This window comes from Microbacterium amylolyticum (genome assembly GCF_011046975.1).
In the GTDB taxonomy this organism is placed as follows: Bacteria; Actinomycetota; Actinomycetes; order Actinomycetales; family Microbacteriaceae; genus Microbacterium; species Microbacterium amylolyticum.
In genome coordinates this window covers 2,355,608-2,369,222 of sequence record NZ_CP049253.1, presented here as the reverse complement: position 1 = coordinate 2,369,222, position 13,615 = coordinate 2,355,608, and the positions used below count along the sequence as shown (strand labels likewise).

The 13,615-nt window shown below is 63.4% G+C and carries 12 protein-coding genes; 4 read left to right on the top strand and 8 right to left on the bottom strand.

Going from position 1 to position 13,615, the window contains the following annotated elements:
• Nucleotides 1-161: 161 nt before the first annotated feature.
• From rpsO to G6N81_RS11400, 4 genes are all read right to left on the bottom strand, one after another.
• Nucleotides 162-431 (bottom strand): 30S ribosomal protein S15, encoded by a 270-nt coding sequence (rpsO, locus tag G6N81_RS11415; protein WP_165137068.1) that lies wholly within the window; start codon nt 429-431, stop codon nt 162-164.
• A gap of 126 nt (nt 432-557) precedes the next feature.
• Entirely contained in the window at nt 558-1,106 is a 549-nt protein-coding gene (locus G6N81_RS11410) for a YceI family protein (RefSeq protein WP_165137065.1), read from the bottom strand.
• Between the two features lie 170 nt (nt 1,107-1,276).
• Nucleotides 1,277-1,648, bottom strand: coding sequence for an FKBP-type peptidyl-prolyl cis-trans isomerase (locus tag G6N81_RS11405; RefSeq protein ID WP_165137062.1), 372 nt, complete (start codon nt 1,646-1,648; stop codon nt 1,277-1,279).
• Nucleotides 1,649-1,846: 198 nt separating this feature from the next.
• Entirely contained in the window at nt 1,847-3,055 is a 1,209-nt protein-coding gene (locus tag G6N81_RS11400) for a PrsW family intramembrane metalloprotease (protein ID WP_165137059.1), read from the bottom strand.
• Nucleotides 3,056-3,091: 36 nt separating this feature from the next.
• On the opposite strand from G6N81_RS11400, the gene G6N81_RS11395 reads away from it, so the two are divergent.
• The gene (locus tag G6N81_RS11395) at nt 3,092-3,961 is read left to right on the top strand and encodes a fumarylacetoacetate hydrolase family protein (RefSeq protein ID WP_165137056.1); all 870 of its coding nucleotides are present in this window, start codon (nt 3,092-3,094) and stop codon (nt 3,959-3,961) included.
• A 7-nt stretch (nt 3,962-3,968) separates the two neighbouring features.
• On the opposite strand, the gene G6N81_RS11390 is transcribed toward G6N81_RS11395, so the two are convergent.
• Nucleotides 3,969-4,928, bottom strand: a complete 960-nt coding sequence (locus G6N81_RS11390; RefSeq protein ID WP_165137053.1) for a sugar-binding transcriptional regulator — start codon at nt 4,926-4,928, stop codon at nt 3,969-3,971.
• A 163-nt stretch (nt 4,929-5,091) separates the two neighbouring features.
• Between G6N81_RS11390 and G6N81_RS11385 the strand changes: the two genes are divergently transcribed.
• Both G6N81_RS11385 and glpK read left to right on the top strand, forming a co-directional pair.
• Nucleotides 5,092-5,847 (top strand): MIP/aquaporin family protein, encoded by a 756-nt coding sequence (locus G6N81_RS11385; protein WP_165137050.1) that lies wholly within the window; start codon nt 5,092-5,094, stop codon nt 5,845-5,847.
• Nucleotides 5,848-5,891: 44 nt separating this feature from the next.
• Nucleotides 5,892-7,406 (top strand): glycerol kinase GlpK, encoded by a 1,515-nt coding sequence (gene glpK / locus G6N81_RS11380; protein WP_165137047.1) that lies wholly within the window; start codon nt 5,892-5,894, stop codon nt 7,404-7,406.
• A 67-nt stretch (nt 7,407-7,473) separates the two neighbouring features.
• Here glpK and G6N81_RS11375 read toward each other — a convergent pair whose 3' ends face one another.
• Both G6N81_RS11375 and G6N81_RS11370 read right to left on the bottom strand, forming a co-directional pair.
• Entirely contained in the window at nt 7,474-8,919 is a 1,446-nt protein-coding gene (locus G6N81_RS11375; protein ID WP_165137044.1) for an aspartate ammonia-lyase, read from the bottom strand.
• A 522-nt stretch (nt 8,920-9,441) separates the two neighbouring features.
• The gene (locus G6N81_RS11370; RefSeq protein ID WP_165137919.1) at nt 9,442-10,329 is read right to left on the bottom strand and encodes a phosphodiesterase; all 888 of its coding nucleotides are present in this window, start codon (nt 10,327-10,329) and stop codon (nt 9,442-9,444) included.
• A gap of 36 nt (nt 10,330-10,365) precedes the next feature.
• Here G6N81_RS11370 and G6N81_RS11365 point away from each other — a divergent pair, with 36 nt between their 5' ends.
• Nucleotides 10,366-12,486 carry a S9 family peptidase gene (locus G6N81_RS11365; protein ID WP_165137041.1) on the top strand — a complete coding sequence of 707 codons (2,121 nt, stop codon included), beginning with the start codon at nt 10,366-10,368 and terminating at the stop codon, nt 12,484-12,486.
• Nucleotides 12,487-12,549: 63 nt separating this feature from the next.
• Here the strand turns inward: G6N81_RS11365 and G6N81_RS11360 are convergent, their stop codons facing one another.
• Nucleotides 12,550-13,578, bottom strand: coding sequence for a 6-phosphofructokinase (locus G6N81_RS11360; RefSeq protein WP_165137038.1), 1,029 nt, complete (start codon nt 13,576-13,578; stop codon nt 12,550-12,552).
• Nucleotides 13,579-13,615: the final 37 nt, after the last annotated feature.

Sequence of the window (13,615 nt, the reverse complement as noted above, 5' to 3'; positions counted from 1 at the left end):
TCCATGCACATGAATATACCTTGCTCGAGCCTCAATGGCCACCCTTCGAGCCGACTCACAGAAAACGCGAAAGCCCGCCCCACACCGTGGGACGGGCTTTCGAGAAGTCGATTGAACGCGGAGCGCTCAGCCTGCTTCGGCGCTTTTCGCCTGGTTTCGCCTTATCGACGAAGACCGAGGCGCTTAATCAGCGCACGGTAGCGCTCGATCTCGACGCGCTGCAGGTAGCCGAGCAGACGACGACGCTGACCGACGAGCAGGAACAGACCACGGCGCGAGTGGTGGTCGTGCTTGTGGCTCTTCAGGTGCTCGGTCAGGTCAGTGATGCGCTGCGTCAGCATCGCGACCTGCACCTCGGGGGATCCGGTGTCACCGGGGTGCGTTGCGAACTCTTCGATGATCGACTTCTTGACGGCTGCTTCCAGTGCCATGTAAGTGATCCCCTTTCTCGTCGTTGCGCGGCGCTCGTCACCTGATGTGCGAGCTCTCTTTCTCCGCGGCCGTTATTACGGCAACTGAAGGAGTCTACCGTACGTTGATCGCGTACGCGACATCACTTACGACTGGAGAGCACCCTGAAGGTCGAGCGTCAGCTTGACCTCGCGGCCGACGAGCACGCCGCCCGTTTCCAGCGCTGCGTTCCAGGTCAGCCCAAAGTCCTCGCGGTTGATCGTTGCCGTCGCCGTCGCGCCAGCCTTCGAACCGCCCCACGGATCCGTCCCGAAACCACCGATGTCGAGCGCGAACGTGACGGACTTCGTGACATCCTTGATCGTCAGATCACCATCAACGACGAGCCCCCCATCCTCTTCCCGTACCTGCGTGCTGACGAACGTGATCTTCGGGTACGTTTCGGCGTCGAAGAAATCCGCCGAACGCAGGTGCTGGTCGCGACCCTCATCGCGGGAGTTGAGTGAGGCAACGTCGACCGTTGCCTCGACGGAGGCGTCGAGCGGGTTCTCCGGCAGGACGAACGTGGCTTCCTTCACCTCGAAGTGACCGCGCACCTTCGACATCATCATATGGCGAACCTCGAATCCCACATCGCTGTGCGCAGCGTCGAGGACGTAGGTGCCGGGGGTGTAGCCGGGAATGTCGATTGCCATCAGTACTCCTTGTCGTCAGGGTCGGGACCGCGTCGTGCAGTACCACCCCGAGGATACCCATGCGCACGCATATAAATCAAGTCAGTTGAATATATCTCTGACCGTCGAGAACGCCGAAGGGGACCGCTAGCATGAAGCTCGCGGTCCCCTTCGGCGTTCTCGACGGTGCGTTACACCGTGTCGATGAGGTCGATGATGAAGATCAGCGTCTTGCCACCGAGGAAGTGACCACTGCCCGCCGGCCCGTATGCCAGCTCCGGCGGAATGGTCAGGCGACGACGGCCGCCCACCTTCATTCCGGGAATACCCTCTTGCCATCCCTTGATCAGCATGCTGAGCGGGAACTGCGCGGCCTCGCCGCGGTTCCAGGAGGAGTCGAATTCTTCACCAGAGTCGTAGTCGACACCGGCGTAGTGGATGGTGACAGTGGCGCCGGGCTTGGCCTCGGTGCCCTCACCCAGAATGATGTCGTGGATCTCGAGTTCTTCCGGAGCCGGTCCGGCCGGTGCGTCGAACTCGGGCTTCGTGCGCTCTGCAGTCATGCTTCCATCCAACCGTGCCGATGCTCACGCGTCAAAGCATGCACAGCGAACCCGGAGGCACATCATCGAGGTTCCGCGTGCTCAAAGAAAACCAGCGCTCGGGTCTCGGCGATGCCTGAGATACCTACGAGCGCTGGTCTTATGACTACAGGATCCCTCGGACAAAACCGGCTGTCAAGAGGGATAAGGCAACTTTTCTTAGGGCGCGAGGAGCTGTGCGCGCGAGCGCATCATGCGGTCCAGAAGAACGCCCTCATCGTGCGCGGCCTGCGGATCGCCCCCCGTGAGAGCACGGTGGCGCGCCCATGCCAAACGCGCACCGTCATGAATGAAGTGCTTCATGAGAGGCCGACGATCGCCCGGCAGCGTTGCCGCCCAGCGCAGAGCCACGGCACGACCATCCCGTGTCGACAGCATGTCTGCTTCCTCCGGGGCGAACCATCCCGCACGCACATAGTCTTCGAGCGCCGCGCGGCGAATACGCAACTCCTCCCACCGCAGGCGCACCGCCCCCACCATGAAGATGACAAACAGCGGAACGTGGAGGACCACGTACAGCGAGTAGAAGTTCGTGTAGACCGCAGCGCCGTTCCAGATGGCATGCAAGACGATCGCGACGCCGAGACCAGCCAACCAGGGAAGGAAGACGCCGCGGTTCTTCCGGACAGCAAGACCCACCGCAAACCCACACGCGGCCGTGAACATGATGTGCGCGAATGGCGAAAGAACACCGCGCAGGAAGAACGTGGCGCTCAGATGTTCAACGCCGCCGAGCAGAAGCGCCTCGACGAAGTACTTCACATTCTCGATAAATGCGAACCCTGCCCCGATGAGACCGCCGTAGACGATGCCGTCTGTCGCACCGTCAAACGTTCGTCGCCCCATTGCCAGCAGGAGAAGAACACCCGCACATTTGACCACCTCTTCCACAATCGGCGCGCGCACAACGGGCCCAAATGCCGCGGAAGCGTTCGTCGCCGGCCACGCGAGCGAGATCGCGTTCCCGAAGAACAGCGTCAGCGCCACCGCGACGAACCCTCCCCACAGCACGGCGAAGAGCAGCATCCCCCGCGGCTCCGGCTCCCACCGGTCGAGCCAGACGAGAAAAACAACGACGAGCACAAACGGAATGAGGGCCAGTAGCGACGCGAAGATCGACAGCGCAGCGCCATACAGGGCGAAGAAGTAGGACACCGTCGCCAGCCCGAACAGAGCGATGACCGCCCAGAACCACGGCCAAACAGCACGCCCTTGTTTCACGAGCGTTGGCTCGCGGCGCCGGGCGACGCGGATATGGGGCTCTGCTGCCGGCGCGGGGAGAATCGTCGCGGCGCTGCCCGGCGCCGCCTGAGCGAACTGCGCCGGATGCGCGTTCGCGTCATCCGCGCGTTCGTGAGGGGTAGCCATGATCAGTAAGGATATTCGCCCCGATAGGCTGATCACATGCGTTTTGCCCACGTGGTCCTTCCCAATGAGTCGGCACCGACGCTCGTTCACGTGACGACGGACGGGGTCCTGCCCGTTCGAGATCTCGTCGAGCACGGCGCAACGAGCCTCGAGCAGCTCCTCGCACAGGGCGACAGTGCCGTCTCGGCGATCGCCCGCGCCGCGGAGGTCACGGACCTTCCCCGGGTTCAGACCGCTGATGTGACGTTCGCACCCGGCCTCCTGACGCCGCCATCGATTATGGCCGTCGGCCTCAACTACGCAGCGCACGCGGGTGAACTCAGCCTCAAGAGCGACGACACGCCGACGGTCTTCACACTGTGGCCGAATTCTCTCGCGGGGCACAACGGCACGACCACGTGGTCGCGCGCACAGACCGAGTCCGTTGACTACGAGGCAGAGCTCGGAGTTGTGATCGGAAAGTCCGCACTGAACGTCAGCGAAGAAAACGCCCTCGACTATGTCTTCGGGTACACCGTCGTCAACGACATCTCAGCGCGCAACATTCAGTACTCGGAGGCGCAGTGGTGCCGGTGTAAGTCGCTCGACGGCTTCACCCCCGTCGGACCGTATGTCGTCACGGCCGATGAGATCCCCGACCCTCAGGCGCTGAAGATCTGGACCACCGTCAACGGCGACACAATGCAGGACGCGACCACGGGTCAGATGATTCGTAGCGTTGCCAAGCTTGTCTCCCACCTCTCCCAGGGCATCACACTCCTGCCGGGAACCCTCATCTCAACCGGCTCGCCCGGCGGCTCTGGCTACTCGCGCACGCCGCAGGTGCTCCTTGCCGATGGCTCGGTTGTGACGGTGGGCGTGGAGGGCATCGGGGAGCTGACAACCCACTGCCGCACAACGCCGTAGCAGGCCGTTAGACCTGCTCAACAAGATTCACAGCGAGCGTCTCGTCGAGGACGAGGTCGGTGATGAGGCCCGCGGCGAGCGCTCCGCGCAGCGCGAGGAGCTTGTGCGTTCCCGCGACAATGCACAGCCTCCGGGGAACGCGCCTGAGCCTGTCGAGTGACGGGCCCGTTGCCCTGGCGTTGAGGCGAACATCGCGCCAGGAACCATCTGCCCGGAAGAACACCGTCGCAACGTCGCCAACAGCCCTGTCCTCGGCGAGACTCTGGTAGTCCGCTTCATCGAGGTACCCCCCAACGTAGACGTGGCTGGGCGCCTCGACGGACGGGGACCCGATGCCGAACAGCGCGAGATCCATGCGAGCCTGCATTCCGAGGACGCGTTTGGTCATGCGCTCGCGCCACATCGCTTCGCGAGTGGCGGGATCGTCGAAGAAGGCAGGAACGGGGAAGCGCTGCACAACGGAGCCAAACGCCCGTCCGAAACGCTGCAGAATCTCGCTCGAGTACTCGACGCCTGTTGTCTGCGTGTTTCCCGCGCCATTGAGCTGGACGACGGTGGTGTTGTGCATCTCGTTGCGCGGGAGCCGCCGGCTCACGGCGCTGAGGGTGGACCCCCACGCGATACCGATGACCATGTTCGAATCAACGAACTGCGAGGTGATCCTCGCCCCCATGAGCGCAACCCTGTCGAGTCTGTCCGCTTCGCTCACCGTCGCCACCATCGGCACGACGTGCGCCGTCACGCCGAACTTGTCACGGATGCGGCGCTCCAGAAGCCCTCCGTGCTCGTTCGGCGGAATCACCCGGATATCCACGATTCCGTTTTCGCGCGCGTGGCTCAGCAGACGCGAAACGGATGACCGCGATGTCCGTAGTTCGCTCGCGATCGACTCCATGGTTCTGTCCTGCATGTAGTACAGCTGCGCAGCGATGAGTGCCTGCGCGTCCTTGTCTTCCTGCCGTGACATACGGCACGCCCCTCCCGTGTCCGACGGACGGCGAACATCGTGCACATATGTGCATGCAAGTTGCCCGTCGTCCCTTTGCGTCTCAGGCTAGACCCAGCCCGCCTGAAAAGCGGCCTTCACGTCCCCGCGCAACGGTTGCGCGCAGAGAAAGGTCAAAGAAGACATGTCTGACGTAAATCTCGGTCTTTACTTCCTGTCCGAATTCGTTGGCACGGCGATGCTCGTGCTTCTCGGTTGCGGTGTTGTCGCCAACGTCGTCCTGGCCAAGAACAAGGGCTTCGGCGGCGGATTCCTCATGGTCAACTGGGGATGGGGGCTCGCGGTGTTCAGCGGTGTTCTGGTCTCCGCCTACTCCGGTGCGATCATTAACCCCGCCGTCGGCATCGGCCTCCTCGTGGCCGGAACGATCTCCCTGCAGATGTTCTTCATTGCGGCCGCAGCGCAGCTCGTCGGCGGTATCGTCGGCGCCATCGTCTGCTACCTCGCCTATCGCAAGCACTTCGATGAGGAAGAGGACGCCGGCAAGAAGCTCGGCGTTTTCTCGACCGCCCCTGAGATCCGCTCCTACGGCGCGAACCTCACCACCGAGATCATCGGCACGTTCGTGCTCGTCTTCGTGATCTTCGCCTTCGCAGACTACGGCGACATCCACATCGGCGTTCCTGGTGGACTCGGCCCCCTGGCTGCTCTCCCCGTTGCCCTGCTCGTTGTCGGTCTCGGCGCCTCGCTCGGTGGCCCCACGGGCTACGCGATCAACCCAGCTCGTGACCTCGGTCCCCGTATCGCGCACGCAATCCTGCCGATCCGTGGCAAGGGCCCGAGCGACTGGGCATACTCGTGGGTGCCGGTTGTTGGCCCGCTGATCGGTGGAACGATCGCCGCACTCGCCGCTCCCCTGCTCCTTGGCCTCGCCGCCTGACACCCGTCCGACCGAAAACAATGCATTCAAAGGAGAATCACCCCATGGGCGAATACATTCTCGCAATCGACCAGGGCACGACCTCGTCGCGCGCCATCATTTTCGACAAGACCGGCACCATCGTCTCCGTTGGGCAGAAGGAACACGAGCAGATCCTTCCGCGCGCAGGATGGGTGGAGCACGACCCCGCTGAGATCTGGCACAACGTGCAGGAGGTCATCGGCCTCGCGCTGAGCCGCGCCGACCTGACGCGCCACCAGATCAAGGCGATCGGCATCACGAACCAGCGTGAGACCGCTGTTGTGTGGGACAAGACCACCGGTAAGGCCGTCTACAACGCCATCGTGTGGCAGGACACCCGCACGCAGGACATCGTCAACCGCATCGCGGGCGACGAAGGCGTCGACCGCTACAAGGAGATCGTCGGCCTTCCGCTGGCCACCTACTTCTCCGGCACGAAAATCGCCTGGATTCTCGAGAACGTCGATGGCGCTCGCGAGCGGGCCGAAGCCGGCGACCTCATCTTCGGCACAACGGACACCTGGGTGCTGTGGAACCTCACGGGCGGTGTTGACGGCGGCGTTCACGTGACCGACGTCACCAACGCATCGCGGACCCTGTTCATGGACCTCGAGACGCTCGAATGGCGCGAGGACATTCTCGCGGAGTTCGGCGTTCCGCTGTCGATGCTTCCGGAGATCCGTTCCTCGTCCGAGGTCTACGGATACGCAGAGGACTCGTCGCTGCTGCGCGAAACGCCGATCGCCGGCATTCTCGGCGACCAGCAGGCCGCAACATTCGGCCAGGCCGCGTTCTACGCGGGTGAAAGCAAGAACACGTACGGCACCGGAAACTTCCTCATCTTCCAGACGGGCGAAGAGAAGGTCGTTTCGAAGAACGGTCTGCTGACAACCGTCGGCTACAAGCTGGGCGACGCCCCCGTGCAGTATGCGCTCGAAGGTTCGATCGCCGTGACGGGATCGCTCATCCAGTGGCTGCGCGACCAGCTCGGGCTCATCAACGAAGCACCGGAGGTCGAGGTGCTCGCCAAGGGCGTCGACGACAACGGTGGCGTTTACATTGTTCCGGCTTTCTCGGGACTGTACGCCCCGTACTGGCGCCCCGACGCGCGCGGTGCCATCGTCGGCCTGACGCGCTACGCCAACAAGGGACACATCGCTCGCGCCGCGCTCGAGGCTGTTGCCTTCCAGACGCGTGACGTTCTCGATGCGGTGAACGCCGACGCCGGCGTCACCCTGACGGAGCTTCGCGTGGACGGCGGCATGGTCGCCAACGACACGCTCATGCAGTTCCAGGCGGACATTCTCGGGGTTCCGGTTGTTCGCCCGGTTGTGGCCGAGACAACGGCGCTGGGGGCTGCCTACGCTGCTGGCCTGGCAACCGGCTACTGGGCGGACCTCGACGAGGTGTCGGAGAACTGGCAGGAGGACAGCCGCTGGGAGCCGTCCATGCCCGCCGAAGAGTCGGAGCGCACGCTGCGCCTCTGGCGCAAGGCCATCGAGAAGTCGATGGACTGGGTGGACGACGACGTGAAGTAACGCACGGCAGAAACGCGGATGGGCGGGGAAGATCTTTCTTCCCCGCCCATCCGCGTTTCCCGCTGTTCTACGGCAGATCCTCCGGCGCGATAACCGAAACGGCCGTCGTGATTGGCTCGAGGCCCGAGAGCCGCTCGGGCCTCAGCTGCTTTTCGACCTCATGGCGCTCCATCAGACCCGCGTCGACCACGAGATCTGCAACGCTCTTGTTCGTCAGCAGTGCCGTCTTAGCTAGAGCCGCCGCCGAGGAGTATCCGATGAACGGCGTCAGCGCCGTGATCACGCCAACGCTCGCTCCGACCATGGCTCCGAGCCTCTCGGTGTTGGCCGTGATGCCGAGAACGCAGTGCTCTCGAAGCATGATCATGGCTTGTCTGAGCCAGACGATGGACTGCAGCAGCGAGTGCGCGATAACGGGCTCAAAGGCGTTCAGCTGCAGCTGCCCCGCTTCGACCGCCATGGTGACGGTTGTGTCGGCGCCGGCGATCGAAAATGCCACCTGGTTGACGACCTCGGGGATGACGGGGTTCACCTTCCCCGGCATGATGCTGGACCCGGCCTGGCGCGCGGGAAGGTTGATCTCCCCGAACCCTGCCTGCGGACCGGAGGACAGCAGACGCAGGTCATTGCAGATCTTTGAGAGCTTGATCGCGGTGCGCTTGATCGACCCGGAGAACGACATGAAGGAGCCGGTGTCACTCGTTGCCTCGATGAGGTCGGGGGCGGTGCGCAGGGGCAACCCGGATATCGCAGCCAGATGCGCGCGCACAGCTTCGGCGTACCCGCGATGAACGGTGATGCCCGTTCCGATGGCCGTCGCACCCATGTTGATTTCGAGAAGCAGGTTCGAGTTCTCGGTCTGGCGATACCAATCAGCTCCGAGCGACGATGCAAAGCCGCGGAACTCCTGACCGAGCGTCATCGGAACGGCGTCCTGCAGCTGTGTTCGCCCGACCTTCAGAATGTCGTGGAACTCATTGCCCTTCTGTGCAAAAGCCTTGCGCAGGGCGTCGAGCTCCTCGAGGGCAGCGACATGGGCAAGAAGAATCGCGATCTTGACGGCCGTCGGGTACACATCGTTCGTTGACTGCGAGCGATTCGTGTGATCGTTCGGCGAAAGGAAGTCGTAATCACCCTTTTCTCGGCCCGCCATCTCGAGCGCGATGTTCGTGATGACCTCGTTGGCGTTCATGTTCGTCGAGGTTCCGGCGCCGCCCTGAATAACGCCGACGCAGAACTCCTCGTGGAACTCGCCATCAATCACCCGCTGCGCCGCCTGATCGATCAGGTCGGCCTTTTTTTCGCTGAGCACACCCAAGTCGCGATTGGCCCTCGCGGCGGCCTGTTTGACCATCGCAAGCGCCGTGACGAGCTCGGGGTATACCGAGATCGGGCGCTTCGTGATGTCGAAGTTTTCTCTGGCCCTGAGAGTGTGGATCCCCCAATAGGCGTGTGCGGGAATATCCCGTGCGCCAAGAGAGTCGGATTCGATACGCGTCTTCGCGGATTCCATAGAAGAACGCTACGCCTGCTCACACCGCGACACACACAGCGGTGAGGTGAATCACAGAAAGGCGCTCTCCCACACGCGACGTCAGGCGGTTTGCGCTTTCTGGGACGCGCTGAGCTCCTCGAAAACCTCCGTGTTGAAAGCGGAGGATGCCGTCTCGCTCGACGGCCCGGCAGGTCTCGCGCGCGTTTCGACAACCGCGCGCGAAACGGGGGAAGTTCTGCCGGGTGATGCCGTGCAGCTGACACGAGAGATCCGTGGCATTGCTCCCCTCGGCTGGATTTCCGGTGCGCTGACGGTTGCCCCCGCCGCGGTCGGAATCGGCGCTCAACCGCTCGATGCCGTCACGGTGGACGTCTCGTCCCCCGCTGTGTCTTGGAGCATGATCGCGCTCCTCGCGATCGTCATCCTGATCGCCGTCTCCGTCACCACGTTCACGGCTCGGCTCGGCTCGGCTCGGCTCGGACAAAAGGGGCATCTCCGGGAGCTTCGGGCGACCAGCCCGTCACGGCATAAGGTGCAGCATCACCGCTTCCGGGAGAAGGCATCCAGCCGTTCGTCTGGTGTCATCGCCGCCATCGCCGCGTACCACGCGGGCGAAAAATACTCCCCCACCTCGGAGGACGCAACGGGCACCGTCGTCGACGTGATCTGATCGTCATAGACGTGAATCAGGTGGAACGACTGCCCCGCGTCCATTCCGTTGACACGCTGCCCCGGAAGCGAAACATCCATCGTGTAACACGACGCCGACGCCACGAATGTCGGAATTCCCGCGAATGTTCCTGCCAGCGAGTAGTGCAGGTGCCCGGCCAGAATGGCGCGAACGTCGGTACCGCGGACAGCCTCAGCAAGCGCCCCCTGGTCCCGCAACTCAAGAATGTCGAACAACGGCACATGGCTGGGCAGCGGTGGATGATGCATCGCCAGAATCGTGCCCAGCGGAGCGGGCTCCGCGAGAACCTCCTCCAGCCACGCGCACTGCTCGGCCCCGATTTCGCCGTGGTGCCAGCCCGGAACGGTCGAGTCAATCGCGACGATGCGCAAGCCTCCAACGTCGGTAACCGAGGTGATGGGCGACTCGTCGGCTGGACCGCCGAGCAGGCCCGCGCGCATGGGGGCACGCTCATCGTGATTGCCCGCGACCCACACAACCTCGGCGCCCATCCGCTGCGCCACCGGGGATACAGCGCTCCGGAGACTGGCATAGGCGTCGGCTTCGCCCAAGTCGGTCAGATCGCCCGTGAACACGATCGCGTCAGCGGTACCCGTTCGCTCGACGCGCGCCAGAAGACGCTCAAGATTGCCCAGAGTGTCATATTGACCGCCGAGCGGTGTGTTCGCCGCGAGCAGGTGCGTATCGCTGATGTGGACGACCGTGCGCGACGCGGGCGCGTGCTGACCGAGTTGCATGGCACCGAGCGTACCGGCGTCGATTACCGTGGTGAGGTGACTGCTCCCATCGCGAACAAGGTCCCGCATATTCGTACTCATCACGAGGATTCGTTCGAGGACCCGTATGAGTGGCTGCGAAAGAAGGAATCCCCGGAGGTTATCGCCCACCTCGAGGCCGAAAACGCACACGCCGATGCCGCTCTCGCGCACCTTGCGCCATTGCGCGAGATGATCTTCGAGGAAATCAAGCGCCGGGTGAAGGAGACCGACCTGTCGGTCCCCGTTCGTCAGGGCGAGTGGTGGTACTACGGCCGTTCGATGAAGGGCAAACAGTACGGTTTGCAGTGCCGCGCTCCGATTGCGGGGACGGACGATTGGACACCGCCGAAGTTGTCCGCGGAAACGGACGTTCCGGGCGAACAGGTGCTCCTCGACGCCAACGTCGAGGCAGAGGGCGAAGAGTTCTTCTCACTCGGGGCCTTCAGCGTGACAAAGGACGGATCCCGCATGCTGTGGGGCGCCGATGTCCTCGGCGATGAGCGGTACACGGTGCGCGTGCGTGACATCGCCACGGGCGAGGCGCTGCCCGACGTTCTGGAAGGCATCGGCGCGGGAGCCCGTTTCACGCCCGATGGCGCCTTCATTCTGTACACCACGGTCGACGACGCTTGGCGCCCCGATCGGGTGTGGCTTCACCGCGTCGGTGATCCGAGCCGCGACGACGATGTGGAGATCTTCCACGAACCGGACGAGTCGTTCTGGGTGGGATCAGGGTTCACGCGTTCCGACGCGTTCTTGGAAATCGCGTCGGCATCAAATACAACGACCGAGATCGCGCTGATCCGCACGGAAGATGTTGCCCGGCTCTACGCCGGCGACGAAGACGTCGCTTCGATCGATGTTTTTGATCGCGAAGATCGGGTCGAGTTTTCCGTTGACCACGCCGTGATCGACGGGCGCGACTGGCTGTACGTGCTGCACAACCAGGACGCACAAGACTTCCAACTCATCCGCCTCCCCCTTGACGATGAGAGCGCGGAGCCCGAGGTGATCATCCCGCACCGGCCCGGTGTGCGTCTCGAAGACGTCGACTGTCTGCGGGACTATGCGATCGTTGAGTACCGCGAGGGAGGTATTCCCCGCATCGGCATCATGGACTACTCGTCTCACGACATTCACGAGATTGCCTTCGACGAGCCTCTCTACACGGCGGGAGCAGCGGGCAACCCCGAATGGGCGCAGCCCACCGTTCGCGTTCACTTCGGCTCGTTCACAACGCCCGGAACGCTGTACGACTACCACGTCGCGTCACAGGAACTGCGCCTTCTGAAGCGTTCGACGGTGCTCGGTGGCTACTCCCCCGATGAGTACGGCCAAAAGCGGCTCTGGGCGAACGCTGACGATGGCACGCAGATTCCCGTCTCCCTCGTCTGGAAGCGGTCATTCGGCGAGCCCGGAGAGGCGCCCCGGCCCGTACACATGTACGGCTACGGCGCATACGAGCACTCCATCGATCCGGCCTTCTCCACGGCCCGCCTGTCGATGCTCGACCGTGGCGTGGTCTTCGCCGTCGCCCACGTTCGTGGCGGCGGCGAAATGGGACGGGCATGGTACGAAAACGGGAAGCTCAAGAACAAGCGCAATAGCTTCACCGACTTCGTCGACGTGGCCAGGTACCTCGTCAATCGTGGTTACACGACCCCCGCTCAGATCATTGCGGAAGGCGGCTCCGCCGGAGGGCTCTTGATGGGCGCAGTGGCGAACCTTGCGCCTGAGCTGTTCGGCGGTATTCTCGCGGACGTCCCCTTCGTCGATGCCCTGACGACGATCCTCGATCCTTCCCTTCCCCTCACTGTCATCGAATGGGAGGAATGGGGCGATCCTCTGCACGATGCATCGTTCTATGAGTACATGAAGGGGTATTCCCCGTACGAGAACGTGCGAGACGACGCGCACTATCCGAAGATCCTGGCGATGACATCGCTCAACGACACTCGCGTGTATTACGTCGAACCCGCGAAGTGGGTGCAGCGTCTGCGCGAGGCCGGGGCCGATGCGCTGATGAAATGCGAGATGGTGGCCGGGCACGGCGGCGTCTCCGGCCGATACAACGCGTGGAAGGAACGCGCCTACCAGTTGGCATGGATGCTCGACACCCTCGGCATCGAGGAGTAGGGACACAGAAGGAGGGCCGGAAGCGATTCGCTTCCGGCCCTCCTTCTGTGGGTGTGGCGCCGATCAGCCGAAGAGCGCTGCGGCCTCTTCGTAGCGGTGCATCGGAACGCCGTTGAGCTCCCCGAGGGCTTCTGCGAAGTCGACGCGCTCGATTTCTGTGCCCTTCATGGCGACCATCTGGCCCCAGGCACCGTCAACAACGGCGTCGGCCGCGTGCAGACCGAGGCGCGTTGCGAGAACGCGGTCAAAGCCGGAGGGCGAGCCGCCCCGCTGAATGTGTCCGAGAACGGTCGAGCGCGTCTCGATGCCCGTCATCTCTTCGATGAGCGGGGCGAGAACCTCGCCGATGCCGCCCAGGCGCGGACGGTTGAAGGCGTCGAGGCCCTTATCGCTGTAGGCCTCGTCCTGGCCCTTGAGCTTGAAGCCCTCGGCCACGACAACGAGGGGCGCGCGGCCACGCTCTGCCGCATCGGTGACGCGCTCGGCGATTTCGTCGATTGTCAGAGGCACCTCGGGGATGCAGATGATGTGCGCACCGGCAGCCATACCGGAGTGCAGCGCGATCCAGCCGACGTGTCGGCCCATCACTTCTGCCACCATGCAGCGCTGGTGCGAATCACCAGTTGTGCGTAGGCGGTCCATGGCCTCCTGGGCAATGTTGACCGCCGTGTCGAAACCAAACGAGTAGTCGGTGGCGCGCAGGTCGTTGTCGATGGTCTTCGGAACGCCGATCATCGGGATGCCGTCGTTGTGCAGACGGTTGGCCGCTGCGAGAGTGCCCTCGCCGCCGATCGCGATCACACCGTCGATCTTGTGTCCCCACAGGGTCTTCTTGATGTTCTCGGCGCCGCCGCGGTCGCCCTCGTAGGGGTTCGTGCGGCTGGTTCCGAGAATCGTGCCGCCCACCTTCGACAGCCCCTTGACGTCGCGACGCTCCAGGGGGAAGAAATCTGCGTCGACAAGGCCGCGCCAGCCGTCGCGAATACCGATGAACTCAATGTCGTACTTGCGCGTGCCCTTGAGCACAGCGCCGCGGATCACCGCGTTCAATCCGGGGCAGTCGCCGCCCGAGGTGAGGATCCCGATCTTCATAGTGTCGAGCCTATTCCTTCCGATGGTGCATGAACGT